25 protein-coding genes are annotated in these 24,299 nt (G+C 72.7%); 12 read left to right on the top strand and 13 right to left on the bottom strand.

The window, feature by feature from the left end; all coding sequences use genetic code 11:
- Positions 1 to 60 precede the first annotated feature (60 nt).
- Positions 61 to 555: a sec-independent translocase gene (locus tag ACZ53K_RS00580; protein ID WP_468830162.1), complete on the top strand. Its 495-nt coding sequence runs from the start codon at positions 61 to 63 to the stop codon at positions 553 to 555.
- A gap of 127 nt (positions 556 to 682) precedes the next feature.
- The gene (locus ACZ53K_RS00575; RefSeq protein ID WP_468830160.1) at positions 683 to 1,393 is read left to right on the top strand and encodes a hypothetical protein; all 711 of its coding nucleotides are present in this window, start codon (positions 683 to 685) and stop codon (positions 1,391 to 1,393) included.
- A 147-nt stretch (positions 1,394 to 1,540) separates the two neighbouring features.
- Here ACZ53K_RS00575 and ACZ53K_RS00570 read toward each other — a convergent pair whose 3' ends face one another.
- The 3 genes from ACZ53K_RS00570 to ACZ53K_RS00560 all read right to left on the bottom strand — a co-directional run bounded on the left by ACZ53K_RS00570 (position 1,541) and on the right by ACZ53K_RS00560 (position 4,677).
- Entirely contained in the window at positions 1,541 to 2,701 is a 1,161-nt protein-coding gene (locus tag ACZ53K_RS00570) for an Mrp/NBP35 family ATP-binding protein (RefSeq protein WP_468830158.1), read from the bottom strand.
- 97 nt (positions 2,702 to 2,798) lie between these two features.
- Positions 2,799 to 3,389 (bottom strand): DUF1003 domain-containing protein, encoded by a 591-nt coding sequence (locus ACZ53K_RS00565; protein ID WP_468830156.1) that lies wholly within the window; start codon positions 3,387 to 3,389, stop codon positions 2,799 to 2,801.
- A complete protein-coding gene (locus ACZ53K_RS00560; RefSeq protein ID WP_468830154.1) occupies positions 3,379 to 4,677 on the bottom strand; it encodes a magnesium transporter MgtE N-terminal domain-containing protein in 1,299 nt (432 codons plus the stop codon). The genes ACZ53K_RS00565 and ACZ53K_RS00560 overlap by 11 nt, the downstream gene beginning before the upstream one ends.
- Positions 4,678 to 4,946: 269 nt before the next feature.
- On the opposite strand from ACZ53K_RS00560, the gene ACZ53K_RS00555 reads away from it, so the two are divergent.
- Positions 4,947 to 5,741, top strand: a complete 795-nt coding sequence (locus tag ACZ53K_RS00555; protein WP_468830152.1) for a hypothetical protein — start codon at positions 4,947 to 4,949, stop codon at positions 5,739 to 5,741.
- Positions 5,742 to 5,805: 64 nt separating this feature from the next.
- Here ACZ53K_RS00555 and ACZ53K_RS00550 read toward each other — a convergent pair whose 3' ends face one another.
- Entirely contained in the window at positions 5,806 to 6,372 is a 567-nt protein-coding gene (locus tag ACZ53K_RS00550; RefSeq protein WP_468830150.1) for a hypothetical protein, read from the bottom strand.
- Positions 6,373 to 6,419: 47 nt separating this feature from the next.
- The gene (locus tag ACZ53K_RS00545; protein WP_468830148.1) at positions 6,420 to 7,568 is read right to left on the bottom strand and encodes a magnesium and cobalt transport protein CorA; all 1,149 of its coding nucleotides are present in this window, start codon (positions 7,566 to 7,568) and stop codon (positions 6,420 to 6,422) included.
- Between the two features lie 509 nt (positions 7,569 to 8,077).
- Between ACZ53K_RS00545 and ACZ53K_RS00540 the strand changes: the two genes are divergently transcribed.
- Positions 8,078 to 8,674: a suppressor of fused domain protein gene (locus ACZ53K_RS00540; RefSeq protein ID WP_468830146.1), complete on the top strand. Its 597-nt coding sequence runs from the start codon at positions 8,078 to 8,080 to the stop codon at positions 8,672 to 8,674.
- A gap of 31 nt (positions 8,675 to 8,705) precedes the next feature.
- Here ACZ53K_RS00540 and ACZ53K_RS00535 read toward each other — a convergent pair whose 3' ends face one another.
- Positions 8,706 to 9,971, bottom strand: coding sequence for an MFS transporter (locus ACZ53K_RS00535; protein WP_468830144.1), 1,266 nt, complete (start codon positions 9,969 to 9,971; stop codon positions 8,706 to 8,708).
- A gap of 182 nt (positions 9,972 to 10,153) precedes the next feature.
- Between ACZ53K_RS00535 and ACZ53K_RS00530 the strand changes: the two genes are divergently transcribed.
- The 3 genes from ACZ53K_RS00530 to ACZ53K_RS00520 all read left to right on the top strand — a co-directional run bounded on the left by ACZ53K_RS00530 (position 10,154) and on the right by ACZ53K_RS00520 (position 12,682).
- Positions 10,154 to 10,792, top strand: coding sequence for a DUF6758 family protein (locus ACZ53K_RS00530; RefSeq protein ID WP_468830142.1), 639 nt, complete (start codon positions 10,154 to 10,156; stop codon positions 10,790 to 10,792).
- 187 nt (positions 10,793 to 10,979) lie between these two features.
- Positions 10,980 to 11,834 (top strand): PHP domain-containing protein, encoded by an 855-nt coding sequence (locus ACZ53K_RS00525; protein WP_468830767.1) that lies wholly within the window; start codon positions 10,980 to 10,982, stop codon positions 11,832 to 11,834.
- Between the two features lie 242 nt (positions 11,835 to 12,076).
- Positions 12,077 to 12,682: a MarC family protein gene (locus tag ACZ53K_RS00520; RefSeq protein ID WP_468830140.1), complete on the top strand. Its 606-nt coding sequence runs from the start codon at positions 12,077 to 12,079 to the stop codon at positions 12,680 to 12,682.
- 116 nt (positions 12,683 to 12,798) lie between these two features.
- Here ACZ53K_RS00520 and ACZ53K_RS00515 read toward each other — a convergent pair whose 3' ends face one another.
- Positions 12,799 to 12,951, bottom strand: a complete 153-nt coding sequence (locus tag ACZ53K_RS00515; protein ID WP_003985759.1) for a hypothetical protein — start codon at positions 12,949 to 12,951, stop codon at positions 12,799 to 12,801.
- A gap of 212 nt (positions 12,952 to 13,163) precedes the next feature.
- Here ACZ53K_RS00515 and ACZ53K_RS00510 point away from each other — a divergent pair, with 212 nt between their 5' ends.
- Positions 13,164 to 14,111, top strand: coding sequence for an NYN domain-containing protein (locus ACZ53K_RS00510; RefSeq protein WP_468830138.1), 948 nt, complete (start codon positions 13,164 to 13,166; stop codon positions 14,109 to 14,111).
- 163 nt (positions 14,112 to 14,274) lie between these two features.
- Here the strand turns inward: ACZ53K_RS00510 and ACZ53K_RS00505 are convergent, their stop codons facing one another.
- On the bottom strand, positions 14,275 to 15,132 hold the full coding sequence (locus tag ACZ53K_RS00505; RefSeq protein WP_468830136.1) for an alpha/beta fold hydrolase: 858 nt from the start codon (positions 15,130 to 15,132) through the stop codon (positions 14,275 to 14,277).
- A gap of 102 nt (positions 15,133 to 15,234) precedes the next feature.
- Positions 15,235 to 17,709: a DEAD/DEAH box helicase gene (locus ACZ53K_RS00500; protein ID WP_468830134.1), complete on the bottom strand. Its 2,475-nt coding sequence runs from the start codon at positions 17,707 to 17,709 to the stop codon at positions 15,235 to 15,237.
- Positions 17,710 to 18,172: 463 nt separating this feature from the next.
- Here ACZ53K_RS00500 and ACZ53K_RS00495 point away from each other — a divergent pair, with 463 nt between their 5' ends.
- Positions 18,173 to 18,928 carry a ferritin-like fold-containing protein gene (locus ACZ53K_RS00495; protein WP_468830764.1) on the top strand — a complete coding sequence of 252 codons (756 nt, stop codon included), beginning with the start codon at positions 18,173 to 18,175 and terminating at the stop codon, positions 18,926 to 18,928.
- A 166-nt stretch (positions 18,929 to 19,094) separates the two neighbouring features.
- Here the strand turns inward: ACZ53K_RS00495 and ACZ53K_RS00490 are convergent, their stop codons facing one another.
- The 4 genes from ACZ53K_RS00490 to ACZ53K_RS00475 all read right to left on the bottom strand — a co-directional run bounded on the left by ACZ53K_RS00490 (position 19,095) and on the right by ACZ53K_RS00475 (position 21,029).
- Positions 19,095 to 19,367 (bottom strand): hypothetical protein, encoded by a 273-nt coding sequence (locus ACZ53K_RS00490; protein WP_468830132.1) that lies wholly within the window; start codon positions 19,365 to 19,367, stop codon positions 19,095 to 19,097.
- A gap of 203 nt (positions 19,368 to 19,570) precedes the next feature.
- Positions 19,571 to 19,798 carry a DUF3107 domain-containing protein gene (locus tag ACZ53K_RS00485; RefSeq protein ID WP_468830130.1) on the bottom strand — a complete coding sequence of 76 codons (228 nt, stop codon included), beginning with the start codon at positions 19,796 to 19,798 and terminating at the stop codon, positions 19,571 to 19,573.
- Between the two features lie 222 nt (positions 19,799 to 20,020).
- Positions 20,021 to 20,662 carry a TetR/AcrR family transcriptional regulator gene (locus ACZ53K_RS00480; RefSeq protein ID WP_468830128.1) on the bottom strand — a complete coding sequence of 214 codons (642 nt, stop codon included), beginning with the start codon at positions 20,660 to 20,662 and terminating at the stop codon, positions 20,021 to 20,023.
- Between the two features lie 148 nt (positions 20,663 to 20,810).
- On the bottom strand, positions 20,811 to 21,029 hold the full coding sequence (locus tag ACZ53K_RS00475) for a hypothetical protein (protein ID WP_468830126.1): 219 nt from the start codon (positions 21,027 to 21,029) through the stop codon (positions 20,811 to 20,813).
- Between the two features lie 174 nt (positions 21,030 to 21,203).
- On the opposite strand from ACZ53K_RS00475, the gene ACZ53K_RS00470 reads away from it, so the two are divergent.
- From ACZ53K_RS00470 to ACZ53K_RS00460, 3 genes are all read left to right on the top strand, one after another.
- Positions 21,204 to 22,253, top strand: coding sequence for an alpha/beta fold hydrolase (locus ACZ53K_RS00470; protein WP_468830125.1), 1,050 nt, complete (start codon positions 21,204 to 21,206; stop codon positions 22,251 to 22,253).
- A gap of 212 nt (positions 22,254 to 22,465) precedes the next feature.
- Positions 22,466 to 24,052, top strand: coding sequence for a DUF3152 domain-containing protein (locus ACZ53K_RS00465; RefSeq protein WP_468830123.1), 1,587 nt, complete (start codon positions 22,466 to 22,468; stop codon positions 24,050 to 24,052).
- A 139-nt stretch (positions 24,053 to 24,191) separates the two neighbouring features.
- Entirely contained in the window at positions 24,192 to 24,287 is a 96-nt protein-coding gene (locus tag ACZ53K_RS00460; RefSeq protein ID WP_468830121.1) for an Ms4533A family Cys-rich leader peptide, read from the top strand.
- Positions 24,288 to 24,299 lie beyond the last annotated feature (12 nt).

Raw genomic sequence — 24,299 nt, 5'->3', positions numbered from 1 at the left:
CACGTCCCCCCAGGTCCCTTTGGGACCCGGCAGGCCACGGATGACCCAAGGAGCTGCAAGGTGTTCTTCGACATAGGACCCCTAGAGCTGGTCGCGCTCGTGATCCTTGCGGTACTGATCTTCGGGCCGGACAAGTTGCCCAAGGTGATCTCCGATGTCATGGGATTCGTGCGCAAGGTGCGGGCGTTCTCGGACAACGCCAAGGAGGACATCCGCAGCGAGCTGGGGCCGGAGTTCAAGGACTTCGAGTTCGAGGACCTCAAGCCGAAGAACTTCGTACGCAAGCACGTGCTGGAGAACGACCAGTACGGCCTTCAGGAGATCCGTAACGGCTTCGACCTGAAGCAGGAGATGGCCGAGGTCACGGACGCCGTGCACGGCACCGACGGCGCCTCCTCCGCCGACCGGGGGTCCGCGCCCCGGGTGAGCTTCACCAAGGACGCTCCGGACGCCGCGACGGGCTCCGGCGGCGGGTCCGCCGCGCCGGACATGTTCAAGAAGGGCGCGAAGCCGGCGCCGGGCGAGCGCCCGCCGTTCGATCCCGATGCCACCTGACTCGTCTTATGCAAGCCTTATGCCCGCTGGTGCCGACCGGGTTGACTATGCTCCCCGTGTCCGGGGTGAGGTCGCCTGAGGGGGGCGGGCCGCCCACGACGCAGGGCAACTAGGAGGCTCCGCGCAGATGGAGACGACGGGTCGGGCAGGAGTTCAGGCGGTCACCGCCGACACCGGACGGAAGGTCGACGGGTATCTGTCGGCCGCTTTCCCGTGGTACGGACTCGACGACGCGTTCACCGGTCCCCGCTGGCTGCTGCAGGTCGGCGCGGCCGCGGACGGCACGGTCGAGCACGGCGCCACCGGCCACGGCCGGCAGCCCTCCATAAAGGTGGAGAGCCGGCCGGACTCGGAGCGTTTCGCGGTCGTGGTGACCGTCGCCAGCCGGCCCGTCCGGCGCAGCGCCGACGGCACGGGGGTCCTGGACGCCACGTCCACCTCCACGGCGGCCTGGCTCGCCGGATCGGGCCTGCTGTCGCGTACCTGGCCGACGCAGATGGACCGCACGCTCCGCCAGGACTGGCTCGACCAGCAGACGATGCTCGCCTGGGAGCTGGCGGACGACCTCGGCGGCGAGGGCTGGAGCGCGCTGACGCTGCCGGTGGACGGCGTACCGACGCCGTTCCGCTACCGGGAGTCGGAGTACGGCTGGGTGCTGGCCGGCTCGGCGGGCGACGGCCCGGAGAGCGTGCACATCGGGGCGTACGGGCGCGGGATGAGCGCGTACGGGCTGGGCTTCGCGGTGGTCAAGGACATCGCCGCGTACGAGAGCGGCGACAGCGGCGCGGGGGCCGAGGACGCCGGTGACGTGCCCGCGGAGGGCGTGGCGGCGGAGTGAACTGAGCGGCCACGCGCCGGGCCGTACGAGGACGAGGAACGGGTCGCACGGCAATGAGCACCGGCCCGTACGACGACGGAGGGGCGGGGCCCGTCGGGCCCCGCCCCTCCGCATGTCCCGGCTGCCGTCTCCGGCCGCCGGGCCGCCTCAGAACTTGTTGCGCGGCGTGATCCCCAGCGACATGCCCGACAGGCCGCGCTGGCGGCCGCCCAGCTTGCCCGCGATGGCGCGGATCGCCGCGCCGGCGGGGGACTCCGGGTCGGTCAGCACGACCGGCTTGCCCTCGTCGCCGCCCTCGCGCAGCCGTACGTCGATCGGGATGGCGCCCAGCACCGGCACCTGGGTGCCGGTGGTCTTCGTCAGGCCCTCGGCGACCCGCTCGCCGCCGCCGGTGCCGAACACGTCGACCATCTCGTCGCAGTGCGGGCAGGGCAGCCCGGACATGTTCTCCACCACGCCGACGATCTTCTGGTGGGTCTGTACGGCGATGGAGCCGGCCCGCTCGGCGACCTCGGCGGCGGCCTGCTGCGGGGTGGTGACGACCAGGATCTCGGCGTTCGGGACGAGCTGCGCCACCGAGATGGCGATGTCGCCGGTGCCCGGGGGCAGGTCGAGCAGCAGGACGTCCAGGTCGCCCCAGTACACGTCGGCCAGGAACTGCTGGAGCGCGCGGTGCAGCATCGGGCCGCGCCAGACCACCGGGGCGTTGCCCGGGGTGAACATGCCGATGGAGATCACCTTCACGCCGTTGGCCGACGGCGGCATGATCATGTTCTCGACCTGGGTGGGACGGCCGTCCGCGCCCAGCATCCGGGGCACCGAGTGGCCGTAGATGTCGGCGTCCACCACGCCGACCTTCAGGCCGTCCGCCGCCATCGCGGCCGCCACGTTGACCGTCACCGAGGACTTGCCGACGCCGCCCTTGCCGGAGGCGACCGCGTACACCCGGGTCAGCGAGCCCGGCTTGGCGAACGGCACCTCGCGCTCGGCGGTGCCGCCGCGCAGCGAGGACGCCAGCTCCTTGCGCTGCTCGTCGCTCATCACGTCCAGCTCGACGGAGACGCCGGTGACGCCTTCGACGCGGCCCACGGCCTCGCGCACGTTCGAGGTGATCGTCTCGCGCATCGGGCAGCCGGCGACCGTCAGGTAGACCGCCACCGCCACCGCGCCGTCCGCCGCGATCTCCACCGATTTGACCATGCCCAGTTCGGTGATGGGGCGGTGGATCTCGGGGTCGTTCACCGTGGCGAGCGCGGCGCGGACCGCGTCCTCGCCGGGTGCTGCGCCTTGGGGCGTGTCGGTAGCCATACCCCCAAGACTACGGGGCCGGTGGCGGCCTCCGGAAAGCCCTGGCGACGGTCGTGTTCGTCACTCCGGGCACCCGTCCCGGCCCCCGGCGCCCGTGCTACTCCCGTCGTCGGCCTTCCTGCTCGCTCTCCGCGTCCACCATCTGACGCAGCTCCAGCTCCTTCATCATGTCCTGGAGTTCGGAGCGGATCCAGTCGCGGGTGGCCACCTCGCCCAGGCCCAGCCGCAGCGCCGCGATCTCCCGGGTCAGGTACTCGGTGTCGGCGATGGCGCGCTCGTTCTGCTTGCGGTCCTGTTCGCGGGTGACCCGGTCCCGGTCGTCCTGCCGGTTCTGCGCCAGCAGGATCAGCGGCGCGGCGTAGGACGCCTGGAGCGAGAGCATCAGGGTCAGGAAGATGAACGGGTAGTTGTCGAAGCGCAGATGGGCGGGCGCGGCGACGTTCCAGATGATCCACAGCACGATGATCACCGTCATCCAGACGATGAACCGGCCGGTCCCCAGGAAGCGGGCGATCTTCTCGGACAGCCGCCCGAACGCCTCCGGGTCGTACTCCGGCAGCAGGCTCCGGCGCCGCGCGCGCGGCTGGTCCAGGCGCACGCGGGGGCGCCCGCCGCCCGGCCCGGGCCCCGGCGCCGCGCTCAGCGCCCGCGCACGCTCCTTGACACCGTCCCGTTCCTCAGCGCCCATCGTCCGGTTCTCCCTCCCGGTCCGCCGCCGCGCCCGGCGGGCCGTGCATCTCCGCCTCACGCCAGTCGTCGGGCAGCAGGTGGTCCAGTACGTCGTCGACGGTCACCGCGCCCAGCAGGGAGCCGCTCTCGTCCACGACCGGCGCCGACACCATGTTGTACGTCGCCAGATAGCTGGTGACCTCGTTCAGCGGGGTACCCGGCGGCAGCGGCGGCAGGTCGGTGTCGGCGACGGAGCTGACGAGCGTGAACGGCGGGTCGCGCAGCAGCCGCTGGAAGTGCACCAGGCCCAGGTACTTGCCGGTCGGCGTCTCGTCCGGCGGCCGGCACACGTACACCTGCGCCGCCAGCGACGGCGACAGGTCCGGGTCGCGCACCCGCGCCAGCGCGTCCGCGATCGTCGCGTCCGGCCGCAGCACGATCGGCTCGGTCGTCATCAGACCGCCCGCCGTGCGCTCCTCGTACGCCAGCAGACGCCGTACGTCCGCCGCGTCGTCCGGCCGCATCAGGCCCAGCAGCCGTTCCTTCTCCTCCTCCGGCAGCTCGGAGAGCAGGTCGGCGGCGTCGTCCGGGTCCATCGCCTCCAGGACGTCGGCGGCCCGCTCCTCCGCGAGCTTGCCCATGATCTCGACCCGGTCGTCCTCCGGCAGCTCCTCCAGGACGTCCGCCAGCCGGTCGTCGTCCAGCGCCGCGGCCACCTCGCCGCGCCGTTTCGGCGTCAGGTGGTGCAGGGCGCTGGCCAGGTCCGCCGGGCGCAGCTGCTCGAAGGTGGCGAGCAGGTTCTCGGCGCCCTGTCCGTGCTCCTCCAGGGAGAACCCGGTCACCGCCGACCAGTCGACCGTCAGCACCTCTCCCTTGCGGCGCAGCGCCCGCTCCTTCCCCTTCCGTACGAAGACCTTGTCGATCTCCCAGTCACGGCGGGCCGGCAGCTGGAGGATGCCGATGTCCAGGACGGTGGCCTCCTCGCCCGACTCGACCAGGCTCACCCGGCGGTCCAGCAGCTCACCGAGGACCAGCGTCTCCGAAGCGCGCTGTTCGAAGCGCCGCATGTTCACCACGCCGGTGGTGATGACCTGGCCGGACTCCACGCCCGTCACCCGGGTCATCGGCAGGAAGATCCGGCGCCGGCTGATCACCTCGACGACCAGGCCCAGCAGCCGGGGCGGCCGGCCGCCCACCCGCAACATCGCGACCAGGTCGCGGACCCGGCCGACCTGGTCGCCGTTGGGGTCGAAGACGGCGATGCCCGCGAGGTGGGAGACGAACACCCGGGGGGTGACCACCGCCATGCCGAGTGCCTCCGCTTCCGTTCCGCCGCGCCGTGGCGGGCCGCCGTGCGGCCGCGCTCTTTCCCTGGCGTTACGTGTTGCCGCTTCTGCGCAGGTGAAGCCCCTTACCCGGGCTTGATCCGAAATCAGGCTAACGCGCACCGCCCGGTGCTGCCCGGGCGGGAAGGGCCGTACGGTGTCCACCGCGTACTCCGCCGTACGGCGTGCCCGGGCCCGGGTACGCTGCCGTACTGCCGTCGAGGTCATCCGCATCAGGAGGCAGAACCGTCGTGACCGCTTTCCCCTCGGCAGGCCCCGCCGGGGCCTGCTCCCGCCGCCCGGCCGTACCCCACCGCAGGCGCGGGGCGGCGCTGACGGCGGCGGTGTGCGCGGTGCTCGCCGGGGCGCTGGCGGGATGCGCGGCGGAGGACCCGGACGCCGGGACCAACGGGGTCGGCAAACTGCCCGCCGACAAGATCCAGGCCAAGGCGCAGACAGCCGCCCGCGGCGCCGGAACGGTACGGCTGTCCGGCAACCTCGTCAGCCAGGGCCGCACCTACAAGCTGGACATGCGCCTCGGCCCGCAAGGTGCCCGGGGCGAGCTGTCCACCAAGGCGGCCACTTTCCAGCTGCTGCGGGTCGCCGACGCCCTCTACCTCAAGGCGGACGCCGGGTTCTGGGCACGCGAGAACAACGCCAACCCGTCGAAGAACGACGAGACGTCCGCCTCCAAGCTCGTCGGCAAGTATGTGAAGGTGCCGTCCTCGGACCCCGTCTACAAGCGCTTCAGCGGCTTCACGGACAAGGACGTCCTGCTCGGCAGCCTCCTCGGCCTGCACGGCAAACTCGCCGCCGGTGACCGCGGCACCCTTGACGGCACCCGCACCATCCGCATCACCGCCGGCCAGGGCGCGGGCGGCACCCTCGACGTCTCCCTGGTGGGCGAGCCCTACCCGCTCCGGCTGCGCCGCGCGGGCGACGCGGGCGAGGTACGGCTGACCGACTGGGGCAAGCCGGTGGAAATCCAGGCACCGGCGGACAGCCAGGTCATCGATTACGGGAAGCAGATCACGATCGGCGACTAGGATTCGCCGCCGCTCCGCGCCGTACGCCAGGCGCGCCCTTCCCGCCTCAGCGCCTCCGCGCGCCTCAGCGCTTCCGCTTGCCCCGCAGCAGCTTGGGCAGGGCCGCCGGAATGGGCTCGCGCGTGGTGGCGGGGGTGGGCAGCGGGCGGGCGGCCTGGGAGTCGGCGTCGAAGTCCGTGGTGGCCGGCGCGTCCGTGACCGGTTCCAGGCGCAGGACGCGGCATTCGCGTGCCCAGCGGCGCGGCATCGTCTCCGCGTCCGGTGCGTTGAGCCGCTTGCCCTTGAGATCTTCCACGGCGGCCTGCCACGCCTCGCTGTCCGGCGTCAGCTCGGTGACCCGGGCCTGCCAGCCGACCAGCCGGCCGCCCTTGTCCTTGCTGCGCAGGGTGACGGTCGCGGTGCCGCCGTCCACCAGGCCGAGGTCGTGCAGCGGCTGTTCGCAGGCGGGGTCGGCGGTGCGTTCCGCGGCACCGGGGCCCGCGCCGACGACGCAGGCGGCGCCGTCGTGCCAGACGTGCCACAGGGCCCGCGCCGGGCCGGTGGTGCCCCGTACCCAGATGAGGCCGGACTTCTTGGTGGCCTCTTCGATGAGCGCGCGGTCCAGCAGCGCCTGCGACACGGTCTCCGTCATGGGAGCAGCCTAATGGGCGGCGGCACCGGGGCGGGGGGACGCGGTGGTCACAGCCAGCCGTTGCGCTTGAAACCGCGGTGGATGCCGAAGCAGATGCCGACCGTGACGAGCAGCACGAGCGGGTAGCCGTACTTCCACTTCAGCTCGGGCATGTAGTCGAAGTTCATGCCGTAGATCCCGGCGATCATCGTCGGTACGGCGAAGATCGCCGCCCACGAGGTGATCTTGCGCATGTCCTCGTTCTGGGCCACCGTCGCCTGCGCCAGGTTGGCCTGGAGGATCGAGTTGAGCAGGTCGTCGAAGGAGAGCACCTGCTCGTTGACCCGGGCCAGGTGGTCGGCCACATCCCGGAAGTACTTCTGGATGTCGGAGTCGACCAGTCGCATCGGCCGCTCGCTCAGTACCTGCATCGGCCGCAGCAGCGGCGACACGGCCCGCTTGAACTCCAGTACCTCGCGCTTGAGTTGGTAGATCCTCCCGGCGTCGCCGCCCTTCGCCGAGCCCGACCCCGAGCCCCTGCCGGCGCCCGTGTGCTTGCCGTCCGAGCCGGAGCTGAAGACGTCGATCTCCACCTCGTCGATGTCGTCCTGCATCGCGCCGGCCACCGCGATGTAGCCGTCCACGACCTGGTCGGCGATGGCGTGCAGGACCGCGGACGGACCCTTGCCGAGCAGTTCGGGGTCGTCCTGGAGGCGGTGGCGCAGGGCGCGCAGCGAGCCCTGGCCGCCGTGCCGCACGGTCACGATGAAGTCCCGGCCGGTGAAGCACATCACCTCGCCGGTCTCCACCACCTCGCTGGTGGCGGTCAGCTCCGCGTGCTCGACGTAGTGGACCGTCTTGAAGACGGTGAACAGGGTGTCGTCGTAACGCTCCAGCTTGGGCCGCTGGTGGGCGTGGACCGCGTCCTCGACGGCCAGCGGGTGCAGCCCGAACTCCCGCGCGATCTCGGCGAATTCCGCCTCGGTGGGCTCGTGCAGCCCGATCCAGGCGAAGCCCCCGTCACCGCGTACGCCCGCCATCGCCTGGGACGGCGTGACGTGGTCGCTGACGCGCCGGCCGTCACGGTAGACGCCGCAGTCCACGATGGCGCTGTTGGTGTGCGCGGCCTGGTGCGGGCCGGTCTCGTACTTGTACGGGGAGTCCTCGCGCCGGCGGGAGGGGCGGACGGCGGCGCGCAGGTCGCGGATCATCGACATGGGCAGGCTCCTTCACGGGCCGGCCGCCAGCCGCGGGCGCGCGGCGTAACGCTGTCCGGAACGAGGACGTACGAAACGGCACTGGCCGTACGTCCGCAAAGCGGGCGGCGCTCCGTGCGCAGGTCTGACGGCAGTTCGCAGAAAACACGGAAACGAGAGTCGAAGGCGCTCTTCCGTCATCTACTTCCGGCGCGAAGGCACTTCACGGGTTTGACCGCGTGCGGCGGGGGTACGGAAGCCCCTGGATCAAGAAAGCCGCTGGGCGCGCTGGGGGATGACAGGAGAACTGTCGGTACTGCACGGTCGACTTGGATCCACCGCAGCCCCACCTCCTCCGGCCGGTCCCCGCTGAGGGACGAACGTCATTCCCTGACCAGACGGCAAGGCTATCAGCCGTCAGAACCGATCCGGTGCGCCTTTGCCCGTTCCATACGATCGGCCGCCGCGCGCTGCGCCGCGGCCCGCCGGGCGGCGACGGCCGGGCACCGGCCCCGGCCTATGCTCGCCGCATGTCTGACGTTCTTGAGCTGGTCGAAGCCCGCCTGCGTACGACCCTGGGCGAGCCGGACGCGCGCGCCGCCGTCACCTTCCTCGGGACCGACCGTATCGAGGTCCTGCGCTTCACGGGCGGCGGCCCGGACGGTGACCTGGTGCGTTACGTCACCCTCGGCATGTCGGACCGGCCGATGACCGATCCCACGGCGGTGCTGGCCGATCCGCTGCGCGGGCCGCGCGCCGAACTGGTGCTGTCGGTGAAGGCGGGCCGCGCCGACGTCGACAAGGCGCTCAGGCCGCTCGCCGTCCTCGCCGCGTCCCCGCAGGTCGAGGGCGTGGTCGTGGCGCCGGGGGCGTCGCTGGACGTGGGGGACCCGCTGTGGCCGGGCGCGCCGTTCACGTCCGTGCTGGTCGCGGAGTCCGGCGGGCTGATCGAGGACCTGCAGCTGGATGAGCCGCTGGAGCCGGTCCGCTTCCTGCCGCTGCTGCCGATGACGCCCAACGAGGCCGCCTGGAAGCGGGTGCACGGCGCCGAGGCGCTCCAGGAGCGGTGGCTCAAGGGCGGGACGGACCTGCGCGATCCGCTGCGTATGGGAGTGGCGCTGACGTAGCCCGGCGCCGGTACCCGGCCGTGGTGCTGCCTCAGCCGGCGAAGGCGGACACGCCGTCCTCGGTGGCGTGCCGCGGCTCCAGCTCGTGCGCCCGTACGGTCAGCGCCCGGCGCCGTACGGCCACGATGCCCGCGCCGACGAGCGCCGCGACGGCCGCGACCACGAACGGGATGTGGATGTCGGTCCACTCCTCGATCTTCGGCGCCAGGAACGGCGCGGCCGCGGCGGCGAACCAGCGCACGAAGTTGTAGCCCGCGCTCGCCACCGGCCGCGGCGCGTCCGAGACGCCGAGCGCCAGCTCCGTGAAGACCGTGTTGTTGAGGCCGATGAAGGCGCCGGACAGGATCGTGCAGACGACGGCCGTGGGGTGGTTGCCGTACCCGAGGACCACGAGGTCGACGGCGAGCAGCACCAGCGAGCCGCCCAGGACCTTCAGCGACCCGAAGCGCTCCTGGAGGCGCGGCGCCACGAGCACGGAGAAGACGGCGAGCAGCACGCCCCAGGCGAAGAAGACGCCACCGGACTTGTACGGGCTCATGTTCAGCACGAACGGCGTGAAGGCCAGCACCGTGAAGAACGCGTAGTTGTAGAAGAACGCGGAGACGGCGGCGGAGGCCAGCCCGCCGTGGCCGAGGGCCTTGATCGGGTCGAGGAGGGAGGTCTTGCGGGCCGGCCGGGGCTGCTCCTTGAGGAGCACCGTGATGGCGATGAAGCCGACGGCCATCAGGACGGCGGTGCCGAAGAAGGGGTAGCGCCACTTCATGTCGCCGAGGACCGCGCCGAGCAGCGGCCCGCAGGCCATGCCGAGGCCGAGCGCCGACTCGTACAGCAGGATCGCCGCGGCGGCGCCGCCGGCCGCGGCGCCAACGATGACAGCGAGCGAGGTGGAGACGAACAGCGCGTTGCCCAGCCCCCAGCCGGCCCGGAAGCCGACCAGTTCGCCCACCGAGGAGGACGTGCCGGACAGGGCGGCGAAGACCACCACGAGCGCCAGCCCGGCGAGCAGCGTCTTGCGGCCGCCGATCCGGCTGGAGACGAAGCCGGTGACCAGCATCGCGACCGCGGTGATCAGGAAGTAGGAGGTGAACAGCAGGGAGACCTGGCTGTTGGAGGCGTGCAGGCCCTTGGCGATCGAGGGAAGGATCGGGTCGACGAGGCCGATGCCCATGAAGGCGACGACCGAGGCGCCCGCGGTGGCCCATACGGCCATCGGCTGGCGCAGGATGCTGGTGCCGCCCTCGTCGAACGGATCGTCTCCGGCGCCGCCGCCGTGGCCGCTCTTGCCGTGTGCCGACATGCCGTCGTCCCCTTCCTGCTCCGGTCGCGCGAAACGTTGCTGTCTACACACAATAAGTTAGTGGCCCTAATGAGTGCAAGCTGCAACTACATCCTCGGGGGAGCGGGCGGGACCACGGGCCGGGGCGCCGGATGGGTGATCGTCCTTGACGCGGCGCCCGGCCGGGAGGACCGTAAAGGTCTATGAGGGGCGAACCCAGTTGCCCGAAGTGCGGTGGCCGGGTGCGGGCGCCCGGTCTCTTTGCCGACTCCTGGCAGTGTGGCGTGCACGGCACCGTGCATCCTCTGCAACCGGTCGTTCCGCCCAGCGTCGAAGCGCTGGCCGTGGTCGTACGCCGCGCCCAGGTACCGGTATGGATGCCGTGGCCGCTGCCCGTCGGCTGGCTGTTCACGGGCGTGGCCTGCGCGGGCGACGACCGCAGCGGCGGCCGCGCCACCGCCGTGGCCTGCTCGGGGCCCGGACCGCTCGGCGGGCCCGGTGAACTGCTGCTGATCGCCGAAGAGCTGGGCGTCGGCCTGGGCGCGCGGTACGCGGGCATCGGCGGCCCCGACCCCGGCCCGCACATGTGCGTGAACAAACCGCCGCACGTCAAAGTGCTGGCGGCCGGGCGCCCGACCCCGCTGTGGCACGTCGAGGGAGCGCCCGAGGACCGCGCCGTCTTCGCCGGGGAGGCGCGCGGGCTGTGGCTGTGGGCGGTGGTCTGGCCCGCCGAGTCGGGACTGCTGCTCTACGACGAACTGGTGCTGACCGATCTGCGGGACGCGGGCGCCGAGGTCGATCTGCTGCCGTGCGGGGCGCTGTCGCCGCGGCTGCTCACGTAGGCGGGTGGGCGGGAGCAGGCCGGGTGTGCGGGGATCGGTGGGGGCCGGTGGGGTGCCGGTGGGCCGCCGATTGCGCTTCCGGCTGTGTGACCGGGCCCGCGCGGGCGCGTGTTCGAGGGGCCGGTGGGCGGCCGGTATCCTTCTGATGTCCCCTGGCCGGCCCCGCAGCAGTCTGGAGTTCAGCGTCGTGCGCATCGATCTGCACACCCACTCCACTGCTTCCGACGGTACGGACACCCCCGCCGATCTGGTGCGCAACGCCGCGGCCGCCGGGCTGGACGTCGTCGCGCTGACCGACCACGACTCCGTCGGCGGCCACGCCGAGGCCAGGGCCGCGCTGCCCGAGGGACTCACGCTGGTCACCGGCGCCGAGCTGTCCTGCCGGGTCGGTGGCGTGAGCATGCACATGCTGGCGTACCTCTTCGACCCCGATGAGCCCGAGCTGGCCCGCGAGCGGGAACTGGTCCGCGACGACCGGGTGCCGCGTGCCCGGGGCATGGTGGCCAAGCTCCAGGAGCTGGGTGTTCCGGTGACCTGGGAGCAGGTGGCGCGGATCGCCGGGGACGGCGCCGTGGGGCGGCCGCACGTCGCCGCCGCGATGGTGGAACTGGGCGTCGTCGAGACCGTCTCCGACGCCTTCACGGCGCAGTGGCTCGCCAACGACGGCCGGGCCCACGTCGACAAGCACGAGCTGGACCCGTTCGAGGCGATCCGGCTGGTCAAGGCCGCGGGCGGGGTGACCGTCTTCGCGCACCCGCTGGCGGTCAAGCGGGGGCGGACCGTCCCCGAGAGCGTCATCGCCGACCTGGCGGCGGCCGGGCTGGACGGCGTCGAGGTGGACCACATGGACCACGACGCCCCGGCGCGGGCCCGGCTGCGCGGTCTCGCCGCCGACCTCGGCCTGCTGACCACCGGCTCCAGCGACTACCACGGCAGCCGCAAGACCGTCGCGCTCGGCGAGTACACCACCGACCCCGAGATATACGGCGAGATCGTGCGCCGTGCGTTCGGCGCCTTCCCCGTCCCCGGCGCGGGCGGCTGACCCGTACCGCGCTCCGGCCGGCGGACTGAATTCGTCCGTCCGGCCGGCCCGGCCGTGACTCCGGCCGACGGGCTTTCGTCCCGCCGCGCTCTGCCCGGACTGCCCGGGCTGCCCGGACCGCTCACGCCCGCTCATGCGCCCGCGCGCGTACATCCGCGGGCTCTCCCTCGCACCCCCTCCCGCCTTCTTCCCCTCCGTACGCCTCACCGCTCTCCCGTACCACCTCGCGCAAGGCCATCACTGTGTTCGACTTCGCTGTCTTCAGTACGCTCTTCGTCACCCTGTTCGTGATCATGGATCCGCCCGGGGTCATCCCGATCTTCCTCGCCCTCAGCTCCGGCCGCCCCGCCAAGGTGCAGCGCAGGATGGCCTGGCAGGCGGCCACCGTCGCGTTCTGCGTCATCGCCGTCTTCGGGCTCTTCGGCGAGCAGATCCTCGGCCGGCTGCACATCACACCGCCCGCGCTGATGATCGCGGGCGGGCTGCTGCTCCTGCTCGTCGCGCTCAGCCTGCTGACCGGCAAGTCGGAGCAGCCGACGCAGACCAAGGACGTCAACGTGGCGCTGGTGCCGCTCGGGATGCCGCTGCTGGCGGGCCCGGGCGCGATCGTCTCGGTGATTCTCGCGGTGCAGCACGCGGACGGGATCAGCGGTGAGCTGTCGGTGTGGGCGGCGATCGCCGCCATCCACGTGGTGCTCTACATCGTGATGCGCTTCTCGCTGGTCATCATCCGGGTGATCAAGGACGGCGGGGTGGTGCTGGTGACCCGGCTGGCCGGAATGATGCTCTCCGCGCTCGCGGTGCAGCAGATCATCAACGGCGTCACCCAGGTGGTGCGCGGCGTCTGACCCGGCCGCCGGCCGGGCCCGGACGCGCGAAGCGCCCCGCGCGAAAGGTTTCGTGCGGGGCGCTCCGTGCGCCGGACATGGCGCGTCACGCGCTCATGAGTGACGCGGGTGAGTCGTCATCGGGCGGCGGTATCGGCTGGGCGGATGTAGATGCGCTGGCCGACTGCGGCGGCCTGCTGCACGATCCGGTTGACGGAGGCGGCGTCCACGACGGTGCTGTCCACGGCGGTGCCGTCGACATCGTCCAGGCGCATGATCTCGAAGCGCATAACGGCTTCTCCCTTCGTCTGATCCTCCTGCGGAGAACTTTGTTGTTGTACGGGGTGCTCGCGGGGCGTCGGTGCCCTGCGTTCCCAGTGGGTACAACGACATGCTCCCTGCAATCATTCCCTACGCTAAAGAAAATTTTCGGCCGTCTAAATACTGGCGGGTAGTGAGAGCGGTTGTGCGCGCTGAGTGACCGGCCGGACAATGGGCCTGTATGAACGACGACGCCCGGCCCACCGGCCCCCCACCCGACCTCACCGCGGTACTCGCGGGCATCGAGCGCACCAACGACCTGCTCACCCGGGTGCTCGCCGAGGTCGCCACCACCCCGTCCACCCACGCCGCGTTCGTCGACGCCGGGTATGTGTACGCCGCCGCCGGGCGGCTGGTCGCCGGGACCGAGGACCGCAGGGCCTTCGAGCTGGACGCCGAAGGCCTCATCGAGGCGTTCATCGACAAGGCCCGCACGATCTTTCCGGACAGCCGGCTGCTGCGCGTGTACTGGTACGACGGTGCCCGGCGCCGCATCCACACCACGGAACAGCAGCGCGTCGCCGAACTGCCCGACGTCAAGGTCAGGCTCGGCAATCTGAACGCCAACAACCAGCAGAAGGGCGTCGACTCGCTGATCCGCTCCGACCTGGAATCGCTGGCCCGGCACCGCGCGATCAGCGACGCGGTCCTCATCGGCGGCGACGAGGACCTGGTCTCGGCGGTCGAGGCCGCGCAGGGCTACGGCGCCCGGGTCCACCTGTGGGGAATCGAGGCGGTCGGCGGGCGCAACCAGGCCGAACCGCTGCTCTGGGAGGTCGACAGTCAGCGCACCTTCGACCTGGAGTTCTGCAAGCCGTACGTGACCCGGCGGGCCGTCGTCCCGGACCACGGGGAGACGGCGGCCGACGGCGGCGGCAACGGCGGCTCACCGCCCACCCGCGACGAGGTGCGCTTCGTCGGCGCGCGGGTCGCCGCGCAATGGCTGGCCGAACGCGGCATCGCCTGGGTCACCGAGCTGCTGCCCGGCCACCCGTACCTGCCCGGCACCGTCGACCAGGAACTGCTGACGGCCGCCGAGGCGCTGCTCCACCACTCACTGCGCGGCCACGCGGACCTGCGGCGGGCGCTGCGGGACGGCTTTTGGGAGCATGTACGGGCGCAGTGTTAGCGGGCGGGCGTGCGAAAGCGCGTAGCGGTGCGGTGTTGGCATGCCGGCGCTCGGAGGCCCGTACCGGCGCAGTGCTCGTGGGCAGGTGCGTGGAGGCCGGTACGGGCGCGTCGGTGGCTTTCCGGGCGTACGGGGACGGTGTGCGCCGGAGTGCGTGCCCCGCTCAGTGGGTGCTGTGCCAGAAGTCCGCGAGTGCCGCCGCCGTCTCGGCCGGCCGTTCGGCGTTGGGGGAGTGTTCCGTACCGTCGACGACCGTACGCCGGGCCCTCAGCCGGTTGGCCATCGCGTCCATCTCCGGGACCGGCCAGGCGTAGTCCACGACGCCCGACACGACGTGCTTGGGCAGCGGTACGGCGGCCAGCTCCGCCACCCGGTCCGGTTCGGCCAGCATCTGCCGCCCGGTGGCGGCCAGCTGCTGCGGAACGGTGTTCATCCAGCGCTGGTGCAGGAACGCGCCGATCTCCGGCGGGGTGGCCGCGTCCTCCGCCTCCGGCGGGTCCAGCTCGCGCATGGCCAGCCACACCGCCTGCATGTCCAGTGTCCCGAGGGCGTCGACGAGCATCCGTACGCGGGTCTGCTGGGCCGCGCAGATGGCGGCCGGGCCCGAACTCATGACGGTCAGGGACCGGAAGGGGGCGGGGTCGCGCACGACGGCGGCGCGGGTGAGGAGACCGCCGAGGGAGTGCCCCAGAAGGTGCACCGGGCCGGCGTCCAGGGCGCGCGCCTGGGCCAGTACGTCCTGCGCCAACTCGTCCTGGGCGTAGGCGGATTCATCGTCCGGGCCGGGTGTCTCGTGCTGGCCCCGGCCGTCCACGGCCACCACTCGGAAGCCCGCGGCGGCCAGTGGTTCCAGGAGGCCGATGAAGTCCTCCTTGCTGCCGGTGAACCCCGGTACGAGCAACGCGGTGCCGGCCGGTGTGCCGTCCGGGTGGGCGTCGTGGACGGCGAACTCGCCGCGGTCGGTGACGAGTCGGCGTGCGCGGGCGCACGCGGGCAAGGTGAGGGTGGGCGGCCTGCTCATGGGACGAGGCTATCCGGGGGCGCGAGCCACCGGCACACGCGGGCGCACACGCCGACGGCCCGGCCCCGCGAGTGCGGGAGCCGGGCCGTCGGTGTGGTGGGATCAGCCCTCGGCTTCCGCCGTGACCTTCTTGGCGGCCGTCTTGCGGGTGCGGCGGGGCTTGGCAGGAGCAGCCTCGTCCGCGCCGGCACCGGCGTCGGCCGCCGGGGCGGCCTCGGCCTTCTTGGCGGCGGCGGTCTTGCGCGTACGGCGCGGTTTGGCAGGTGCCTCGTCCGCGACCGGCTCGGCGGTCTCGACCGCGGCCTCGGCCTTCTTGGTGGCGGCGGTCTTGCGGGTGCGGCGCGGCTTGGCGGGCGCCTCATCGGCGACGGCCTCGGTGCCTTCCGCGGTGTCGACGGCGGCTTCGGCCTTCTTGGCGGCAGCGGTCTTGCGGGTGCGGCGGGGCTTGGCAGGTGCCTCGTCCGCGACCGGCTCAGCGACCTCGGCCGTCTCAACGGCGGCCTCGGCCTTCTTTGAAGCGGCGGTCTTGCGCGTACGGCGCGGCTTGGCAGGCGCCTCGTCCGCGACCGTCTCCACGGCCTCGACCGTCTCGACCGCGGCCTCGGCCTTCTTGGCGGCAGCGGTCTTGCGCGTACGGCGCGGCTTGGCGGGCGCCTCCTCGGCGACGGCCTCGGTGCCTTCCGCGGTGTCGACGGCGGCTTCGGCCTTCTTGGCGGCAGCGGTCTTGCGCGTACGGCGCGGCTTGGCAGGCGCCTCGTCCGCGACCGGCTCGGCGACCGGCTCCGTGCTCTCCACCGTCTCCACGACGGCCTCCGCCGCGGGCTTGGCGCTGCGCGTACGGCGGCGCGGCTTCGCGGGCGCCTCGGCCTCGGGAGCCTCGACGGCGGCCGGCGCTTCCGCGACCGGTGCCTCGCCGGTGGCCTGCGCCGGGACCTTGACGGTCTCGGTGGGGCCCTCGGCCGTGTCCACGGCGGTGGCTGCCGCCGTCTCCGCCTTGGCGGCGCCGTTCGCGCCACCCCGCGTACGGCGACGGCGCGACTTGGCCGGCGCCGCGGTGGCGTCGGCGGCCTGCACGGCCTCGGACGCGATGTTCTCGGCGGCCGGGGCCGCCTCGGCGCGGGACCCGTCGCGGGCCGGCGTCACGGCGGCGGACGCGTTGCCGGAGTTGCCGCGCGTACGGCGACGGCGGCGCGGCTGGCGCGGCCCGTCCGTGGCGGCGCTGCCGCCCTCGGACGCACCGGACGTGCCGGATGCCTCGGGGGCGCCCGAAGCGTCCAGCGGCGTGCCGCCCCGCGTGCGCCGGCGCTGACGCGGCGTACGGCTGCGGCTCGGGCGCTCCTCCTCGACGGCGGGCGCGCCCCGGCGCGGACCACGGCCGCGGCCGCCCGTCTCGCCCAGGTCCTCGACGTCCTCCGCCGCCAGCCCGGCCCGCGTACGTGCCGTACGCGGCAGGACACCGGTCGTGCCCTGGGGGATCTCCAGCAGCTCGTAGAGGTGCGCGGAGGTGGAGTACGTCTCCTCCGGCTCGTCGAACGGCAGGTCCAGCGCCTTGTTGATCAGCTTCCAGCGCGGGATGTCGTCCCAGTCGACCAGCGTGATCGCGATGCCCTTGGCGCCCGCGCGGCCGGTCCGGCCGATCCGGTGCAGGTAGGTCTTCTCGTCCTCGGGGGACTGGTAGTTGATGACGTGTGTCACACCCCCGACGTCGATGCCGCGGGCGGCGACGTCGGTGCAGACCAGCACGTCGACCTTGCCGTTGCGGAACGCGCGCAGCGCCTGCTCGCGGGCGCCCTGGCCCAGGTCGCCGTGGACCGCGCCGGAGGCGAAGCCGCGGCGCGCGAGCTGATCGGCGATGTCGGCCGCGGTCCGCTTCGTACGGCAGAAGACCATCGCGAGGCCGCGGCCGTTCGCCTGGAGGATGCGGGCGACCATCTCCGGCTTGTCCATCGAGTGGGCGCGGAAGACGTGCTGCGTGGTGTTGGCGACGGTCTGGCCCTCGTCGTCCGGCGCGGCGGCGCGGATGTGCGTGGGCTGCGACATGTAGCGGCGGGCCAGGCCGATGACCGCGCCCGGCATGGTCGCGGAGAACAGCATGGTCTGGCGGCGGGCCGGCAGCATGTTGATGATGCGCTCGACGTCGGGCAGGAAGCCGAGGTCCAGCATCTCGTCGGCCTCGTCCAGGACGAGCGCCTTGACGTGCGAGAGGTTCAGCTTCTTCTGGCCCGCCAGGTCCAGCAGCCGGCCCGGGGTGCCGACGACCACGTCGACGCCCTTCTTGAGGGCCTCGACCTGCGGCTCGTAGGCACGGCCGCCGTAGATCGACAGCACCCGCACGTTGCGGACCTTGCCGGCGGTCAGGAGGTCGTTGGTGACCTGCTGGCACAGCTCGCGGGTGGGAACCACCACGAGGGCCTGCGGGGCCTCCGTCAGCTGCTCGGGCTTGGCCCGGCCCGCCTCGACGTCCGCGGGGACGGTGACGCGCTCCAGCAGGGGGAGGCCGAATCCCAGGGTCTTGCCGGTGCCGGTCTTGGCCTGGCCGATGACGTCGGAGCCCGCCAGGGCCACCGGGAGCGTCATTTCCTGGATGGGGAAGGGGGACGTGATGCCGACGGCCTCAAGGGCTTCGGCGGTCTCGGGGAGGATCCCGAGGTCTCGGAACGTAGACAGAATCTTGCCTCTTCTGTGAGACGCGGTACGAGGCGGCCAAGGGGGTCGTACCGCGCCCTCGTACGGTTTCGTACGGGCCGGCCTCGATCGGCCGGACGGGCGCGGGACCACTGCCTTCGCTCAAGCACTCGAACCGCGAGCGGTGTCCCTCCCGCTGTGCGTACGTCTCGTACGCGCCGCGAAAGAGGGCGGTCGGGTTGGAGCCGATCGGGCCACCGACCGGGCATCCGCATGCGTGGAACAACCCACCGATACTCGGCGGGCGCATTACCACCATACCCCGGATAGCCACACGTGTGTCCGGGCAATCGTTCGGTCGGGTGGGACGGGAGTGGCTGACCAGCCACTTCCCCCGGTTGCGGGGCGGGCTATTGTGCGCTTCATGGAGACGCCTGACAACGCAGCGCAGACCGCCGAAGATGACCGAGAACACACCGGGATCGCCGCCCAGGACTGGGCCGCGGCCTCCGCGGAACCGCAGTACCGGGCCGCGGTGATCGACCTGCTGGGTGCCCTCGCCTACGGCGAGCTGTCCGCCTTCGAGCGCCTCGCGGAGGACGCGAAACTGGCGCCGACGATGGACGACAAGGCGGAGCTGGCCAAGATGGCGTCGGCCGAATTCCATCACTTCGAGCGGCTGCGGGACCGGCTCGCGCAGATCGAGGCGGAGCCCAACGAGGCCATGGAGCCGTTCGCGGCGGCGCTGGACGAGTTCCACCGGCAGACCGCGCCGTCGGACTGGCTGGAGGGCCTGGTCAAGGCGTACGTCGGTGACTCCATCGCCAGTGACTTCTACCGGGAGGTGGCGGCCCGGCTCGACTCCGACACCCGGGGCCTGGTCCTCGGCGTCCTGGACGACACCGGGCACGCGACGTTCGCCGTCGAGAAGGTCCGGGCCGCGATCGAGGCCGACCCCCGGGTCGGCGGGCGGCTCGCGCTGTGGGCACGGCGGCTGATGGGCGAGGCGCTGTCCCAGGCGCAGCGGGTGGTGGCCGACCGGGACTCGCTGTCGACGATGCTGGTGGGCGGCGTGGCCGACGGGTTCGACCTCGCGGAGGTCGGCCGGATGTTCTCGCGGATCACCGAGGCGCACACGAAGCGGATGGCCGCGCTGGGCCTGGCCGCGTAGCGACGGGTGAGCCCGGGGCTCTCGTGTTGACCGGTCGACGGGCGGACGGACGGGGCGGCTCCGGGCCGCTCGCCCGACGACCACATACGCCGGAGGGGCTGGACCCGACCTGGTCCAGCCCCTCCGGCGTACGTATCGGCGGTGGCCGGGGAGGCCCGGCCCGCCCCTACCGCGCCATCTCTTGGAGCGGTACCAGCCCGCGTCGCGGCCGGACCAGCAGCGAGAGCATCGCCGCACTCAGGCCGGCGGCGGCCAGCAGCGTCTGGACGAAGTGGTCGGGGCCCAGGATGGAGTGGGCCAGGAAGGCGCCGAGCAGGGCCCCCGCGGGGCCCGTCGCCAGGGTCAGGGAGCGTGCCGGGAACCGGCCCGGCAGCCGGTGGGTGGCGGCCAGCGTGATGGCGAGTCCGACGAGCACGGAGCCGAGAGCTTCCCAGACCATGGTTTATCCCTCCCGCGGTAACGACCGGTTGGACGACACAAATCGGTCGTAGGCGGTCGTACCCAGGGGGAATGCGCGGCAACCCTCGTCGGCGCACGGAGTCGGCGGGGCGGTGGAACACGAAGCGGCGGCCCGGGGACGATCTCCCCGGGCCGCCGCCACGTGACAGGTGCGCACGGGCCCGTCCAAGGGCCCGCGGCCGGCTACAGCGTGCCGAAGCCGACCTTGCGGGCGGCCTGCTCGCCGATCTCCACATAGGCCAGCCGGTCCGCCGGGACCAGGACCTTGCGGCCGTGATCGTCCACGAGGCTCAGCAGCTGCGACTTGCCGCCCAGTGCGTCCGCCACCGCTCGCTCGACGTCCTCGGCGGTCTGACCGCTCTCCAGAACGATCTCGCGGGGCGCGTGCTGCACGCCGATCTTGACCTCCACGGCTTTGTCCCTCCGACGGTCTCGGTGCCCCCTGGCCTGGCCACGGGGCAGGTGCGCGGAATCCGCGCCGTACGCAGCACACATTAGCCCGGTGTGCGGACGGACAGGACGCCGCGGAGCACGCCCGCAGCGAACAGCGGAGGGACACGAGCGCAGGGCGTGGCCCGGCGGGCCGCCCCGCCGTGCCGCCCCGCGCCCCGGCTCACCGCCCGGCGGTGCGGGTCACTGCCCCTCGGCGCCGTGCAGCGGGAAGCCCGCGATGCCCTTCCAGGCCAGCGAGGTCAGCAGCTGTACGGCCGTCTCGCGCGGCACCGTGCTCTCCGAGGAGAGCCAGTAGCGGGCCACGACCTGCGAGACCCCGCCCAGCCCGACGGCCAGCAGCATCGACTCGTCCTTGGACAGGCCGGTGTCCTCGGCGATGACCTCACTGATCGCCTCGGCGCACTCCAGGGAGACCTTGTCCACCCGCTCGCGCACGGCGGGCTCGTTGGTCAGGTCGGACTCGAAGACCAGCCGGAAGGCGCCGCCCGGGTCCTCGACGTACGCGAAATAGGCGTCCATCGTCGCGGCGACGCGCTGCTTGTTGTCGTTCGTCGAGGCGAGCGCGGTGCGCACCGACTGCAGCAGCGCCTCGCAGTGCTGGTCCAGCAGGGCCAGGTAGAGGTCGAGCTTGCCCGGGAAGTGCTGGTACAGCACGGGCTTGCTGACGCCGGCGCGCTCGGCGATGTCGTCCATCGCGGCCGCGTGGTAACCCTGCGCCACGAAGACCTCCTGGGCCGCGCCCAGGAGCTGGTTGCGCCGTGCTCGGCGTGGCAGGCGCGTGCCCCGCGGGCGTGCCGCCTCGGTCTGCTCGATGGCGCTCACGCTGCCTCCCAGGTGTCGTTCCGTACGCGGCGTACGCACAGCCGTGCGCCGCGCCCGCCATCGTACTTTTGGGTAACCCGGTCGTGCGTGGTCACGGGCGAGAAAATCTGCCGCCGAACGCTGTGGGAAGCCGACATATGACCCCAGGTCATCGGTAATCGTCTTCGTCGAGATCCACGACGCGGGCCTGCTCGGCGCGGTCCGCCTCGTCGGCGGAGTCCGGATCGGCGCCGGTCAGGGGCTCGTCGCGGTGCGGCGAAAGGTCCGTGTGCTGCTCGGCAGCATCGGCCTCGGGCGCTTCGACGTCGATTTCCGTGGTGGCCGTCTCGTCCTCGAAGGTGTCCGGGTCGGTCGGGTCGACGGGCATGGTGGCTCCCTCTCTCTCACGTACTTCGGAGGCCGGGGCGAGCGTCCGCACGCGAGCGCTCGTCACTCGGGTGCCCTTCCTGCCCGAGCCTAAGAGAGCGGGTTCCGAATGGCGATGTGGTGTGTGAGCGCGAACACACGATCGGCGGCGTGATCGTCTCGTAACATCGACGGCATGTCTTCGACGGAGTCGACCGGATCGCCGGACACCCGCGCCGTCCTCCCGGTGCCCCCGGCGGGCCGCCCCTCGCGCGTCGGTGCCGGGGAGACGGTGCGCTCCGTGAGCCTGCCGGGGCTGACGATGAGCGTGCGGGGGGTGCCGGGCAAGCGGGCCGGGCTGCCGCCCGCGCTGTACGTCCACGGCCTCGGCGGCTCCTCCCAGAACTGGTCCGCGCTGATGCCGATGCTCGCCGACCGGGTGCAGGGCGAGGCGCTGGACCTCCCCGGATTCGGTGATTCCCCGCCGCCGGACGACGGTGACTACTCGGTCTCCGCGCAGGCGCGGGCGGTCATCCGCCATCTGGACGCGAGCGGCCGCGGCCCGGTGCACCTGTTCGGGAACTCCATGGGCGGCGCGGCGGTGACCCGGGTCGCGGCGGTCCGCCCCGACCTGGTGCGGACCCTGACACTGATCTCGCCGGCCTTGCCCGAGCTGCGGCCGCAGCTGTCCGCGGTGCCGACCGGGCTGCTCGCGGTGCCGGGCGTGACCCGGCTGTTCAGCCGGCTGACGCGGGACTGGACGCCGGAGCGGCGCACCCGCGAGGTGCTGGCCCTCTGCTACGGCGACCCCGCCCTGGTCACCCCGGACGGCTTCACCGCCGCCGCGGAGGAGTACGCGCGACGCCTCGAACTCCCGTACTTCTGGGAGGTCATGACCCGCTCCGCCCGTGGCATCGTCAACGCGTACACGCTCGGCGGGCAGCACAATCTGTGGCGTCAGGCGCAGCGGGTGCTGGCACCCACGCTTCTCGTCTACGGTGGGCGCGATCGCCTGGTCTCCTTCCGGATGGCACGCCGGGCGGCCGCCGCTTTCCGCGGCTCCCGGCTGCTGACGCTGCCGGAGGCGGGGCACGTGGCGATGATGGAGTGCCCGGAAACGGTGGCGCGGGCCTTCCGCGAGCTGTTGGACGACGAGTCGGCCGCGCGGGACGCGGCCGGGGCGGGCGGGAGCGCCGGCGCGGGACACGCGTGGCCGGCGACGCGTCCTGGACTGGGTAGGAGCTGACAGGCCGAGTGGGACGTCACAGCCGCCGGAGCCCGGCCGCAACCGCCGGTGACACCTCCGGAATAGGCGAGGGGGGCGAGGCGGGCAGGCCCGGCGCGGCAGGTGGCGCCGGATCCGCTCCCGTGCCGGGTACGGGCCGCAGACGGCGCCGTGCCGAGCCTGGTGCGGAGGGTGATCCGGCCGGCCGCGAGCAGTCGGGGCGCGAGTCTTCGGTGCACGAGTCTTCGGCGCACGAACAGCAGCGCACGCCCGGGTACGAGCCCGCGCAGAGCGCGCTTCGGTACGGAGCCGGGTGCCGTACGCCCGAGCACGGACCGGCGCAGGGCGCACCGTGGCAGGCACCCGCACAACGCGCGCCGCAGAACGCGCCCGGGTGGCCCGCGTCGCAGCACGCGCCCGCGCACGACGCATCCCACGGCACGCCCGCGCAGGGCACGCCCCGCGTACCGCGCCCGCGCGACGGACAGCCGGCCGACCGGCGTCCCGGGCATCCCGACGGCCGCCCGCAGGCGGCGCCGTCCACCCCGGCGCACGGTTTCACGCCGTTCGGAGACGGCAGCGAGGGCGCGGCCAGGCCCGCTGCCGCCCCTGCTCCCGCCCCCGGGGCCGGCGGTCCGGTACTGGGCCCCACCTCCACGGGTACGGGATCGGCCGGACCGCCCTTCGTCCCGCAGGGCCGGGAGGCGGCGCCGCGCCAGGAGTACATCGACGCCTTCGGGGTGCCATCCGGAGGGAACCGCCCCCGCGGCCCCGAGGACTCGGACGACGACGTGTTCGCCGCCGGAGCGCCGGAGCACGGGCAAGGCGGTCAGCAAGGGCAGCACGGTCAGTACGGGCAGGGCGAACGCGCCGGGCAGTACGGGCCGGGGCGCAACACCGGCCGGTCCGTGGTCTTCCCGAGGGAGGGCGACGCCCCGGCCGGTGAGCCGGCCGGCGAAGACGACCGGGCATCCGGTGAACTCGGCGCTCAGGGGCCCCAGTTCGGCTCCCGCAAGAAGACCGCCAAGGGCCGTACCCTCACCGGCGTGGCCGCGGCGGCCGTGACGACCGTGCTCGCGGTCGTGGTGGCCGGACAGGTCGCCGAACAGCAGCAGGACGACGGCAAGGCGCAGGCGCTGGGCGAGAAGGACCGGGCGTCCGGCCCCGACGCCGCCTCACGCTCGAACGCCCGCCCGACGCAGCAGGCGGCTCCCGTCACGTACGACGAGAAGATGGCGAAGGTCTACCCGCTGGACGCGAAGCTGGCGGCCTCGGGGCGGTTCAAGCCGGCCGGCGGGGACGCCAAGGCGCCCGGCCGCGGCGAGGTACGGCGCTACCGGGTCGATGTCGAGGAGGGCCTGGGCCTCGACGGCGAGCTGTTCGCCGACGCGGTGCACAAGACCCTCAACGACGAGCGGAGCTGGGCGCACGGCGGCCGCCACGCCTTCGAGCGGGTGGGCTCCGGTGACGCCGACTTCGTCATCACGCTGGCGAGCCCCGGGACCACCGGCAAGTGGTGCGCCAAGTCCGGGCTGGACACGACCGAGGACAACGTGTCGTGCGACTCGGCGGCGACCGAACGCGTCATGATCAACGCGTACCGGTGGGCGCAGGGCGCCGAGACCTACGGGCCGGACCAGATGCACGCGTACCGGCAGATGCTGATCAACCACGAGGTGGGCCACCGGCTCGGGCGCAACCACGAGAGCTGCCGGCGGCAGGGCGCCCTGGCGCCGGTGATGATGCAGCAGACCAAGTTCCTGACGACGGACGGCGCGACCTGCCGGCCCAACGCCTGGCCGTTCCCCGACGGGCACTGAGCCGGGCGGCGCCCAGGGGCCGCGCCGGGGCCCCGTACCGCGGTGGCCGTCGGGCCCGTCGAACCAGGATATGGGACATATCGTCTCTCATTCCGGGACGTTTTTGCCAGCGGACGCACATTCGTACAGTCTTTGGCCCATGCCACGCCCTGCCCACACCTTCGGACACGCCGCTTTCGAGCTGGCGCTGATCGGTGTGTCCGCGCAGTCCGTGGCCGACATCCACTGTCGCTGAGGCCCGTCCCCG

The sequence above is a fragment of the Streptomyces sp. NPDC033221 genome (assembly GCF_055577005.1).
This window is presented reverse-complemented; position numbering and strand designations above follow the sequence as displayed.

Excerpts from the sequence above, each read along its gene's own strand:
- ACZ53K_RS00475 (WP_468830126.1), bottom strand. The coding sequence starts at position 21,029 with ATGCCCGTCGACCCGACCGACCCGGACACCTTCGAGGACGAGACGGCC.
- ACZ53K_RS00560 (WP_468830154.1), bottom strand. The coding sequence starts at position 4,677 with ATGGCGGTGGTCACCCCCCGGGTGTTCGTCTCCCACCTCGCGGGCATC.
- ACZ53K_RS00500 (WP_468830134.1), bottom strand. The coding sequence starts at position 17,709 with ATGACGCTCCCGGTGGCCCTGGCGGGCTCCGACGTCATCGGCCAGGCC.
- ACZ53K_RS00550 (WP_468830150.1), bottom strand. The coding sequence starts at position 6,372 with ATGACGGAGACCGTGTCGCAGGCGCTGCTGGACCGCGCGCTCATCGAA.
- ACZ53K_RS00540 (WP_468830146.1), top strand. The coding sequence starts at position 8,078 with ATGTCTGACGTTCTTGAGCTGGTCGAAGCCCGCCTGCGTACGACCCTG.
- ACZ53K_RS00565 (WP_468830156.1), bottom strand. The coding sequence starts at position 3,389 with ATGGGCGCTGAGGAACGGGACGGTGTCAAGGAGCGTGCGCGGGCGCTG.
- ACZ53K_RS00510 (WP_468830138.1), top strand. The coding sequence starts at position 13,164 with ATGAACGACGACGCCCGGCCCACCGGCCCCCCACCCGACCTCACCGCG.
- ACZ53K_RS00460 (WP_468830121.1), top strand. The coding sequence starts at position 24,192 with ATGCCACGCCCTGCCCACACCTTCGGACACGCCGCTTTCGAGCTGGCG.
- ACZ53K_RS00570 (WP_468830158.1), bottom strand. The coding sequence starts at position 2,701 with ATGGCTACCGACACGCCCCAAGGCGCAGCACCCGGCGAGGACGCGGTC.
- ACZ53K_RS00575 (WP_468830160.1), top strand. The coding sequence starts at position 683 with ATGGAGACGACGGGTCGGGCAGGAGTTCAGGCGGTCACCGCCGACACC.
- ACZ53K_RS00505 (WP_468830136.1), bottom strand. The coding sequence starts at position 15,132 with ATGAGCAGGCCGCCCACCCTCACCTTGCCCGCGTGCGCCCGCGCACGC.
- ACZ53K_RS00490 (WP_468830132.1), bottom strand. The coding sequence starts at position 19,367 with ATGGTCTGGGAAGCTCTCGGCTCCGTGCTCGTCGGACTCGCCATCACG.
- ACZ53K_RS00515 (WP_003985759.1), bottom strand. The coding sequence starts at position 12,951 with ATGCGCTTCGAGATCATGCGCCTGGACGATGTCGACGGCACCGCCGTG.
- ACZ53K_RS00535 (WP_468830144.1), bottom strand. The coding sequence starts at position 9,971 with ATGTCGGCACACGGCAAGAGCGGCCACGGCGGCGGCGCCGGAGACGAT.
- ACZ53K_RS00530 (WP_468830142.1), top strand. The coding sequence starts at position 10,154 with ATGAGGGGCGAACCCAGTTGCCCGAAGTGCGGTGGCCGGGTGCGGGCG.
- ACZ53K_RS00470 (WP_468830125.1), top strand. The coding sequence starts at position 21,204 with ATGTCTTCGACGGAGTCGACCGGATCGCCGGACACCCGCGCCGTCCTC.
- ACZ53K_RS00545 (WP_468830148.1), bottom strand. The coding sequence starts at position 7,568 with ATGTCGATGATCCGCGACCTGCGCGCCGCCGTCCGCCCCTCCCGCCGG.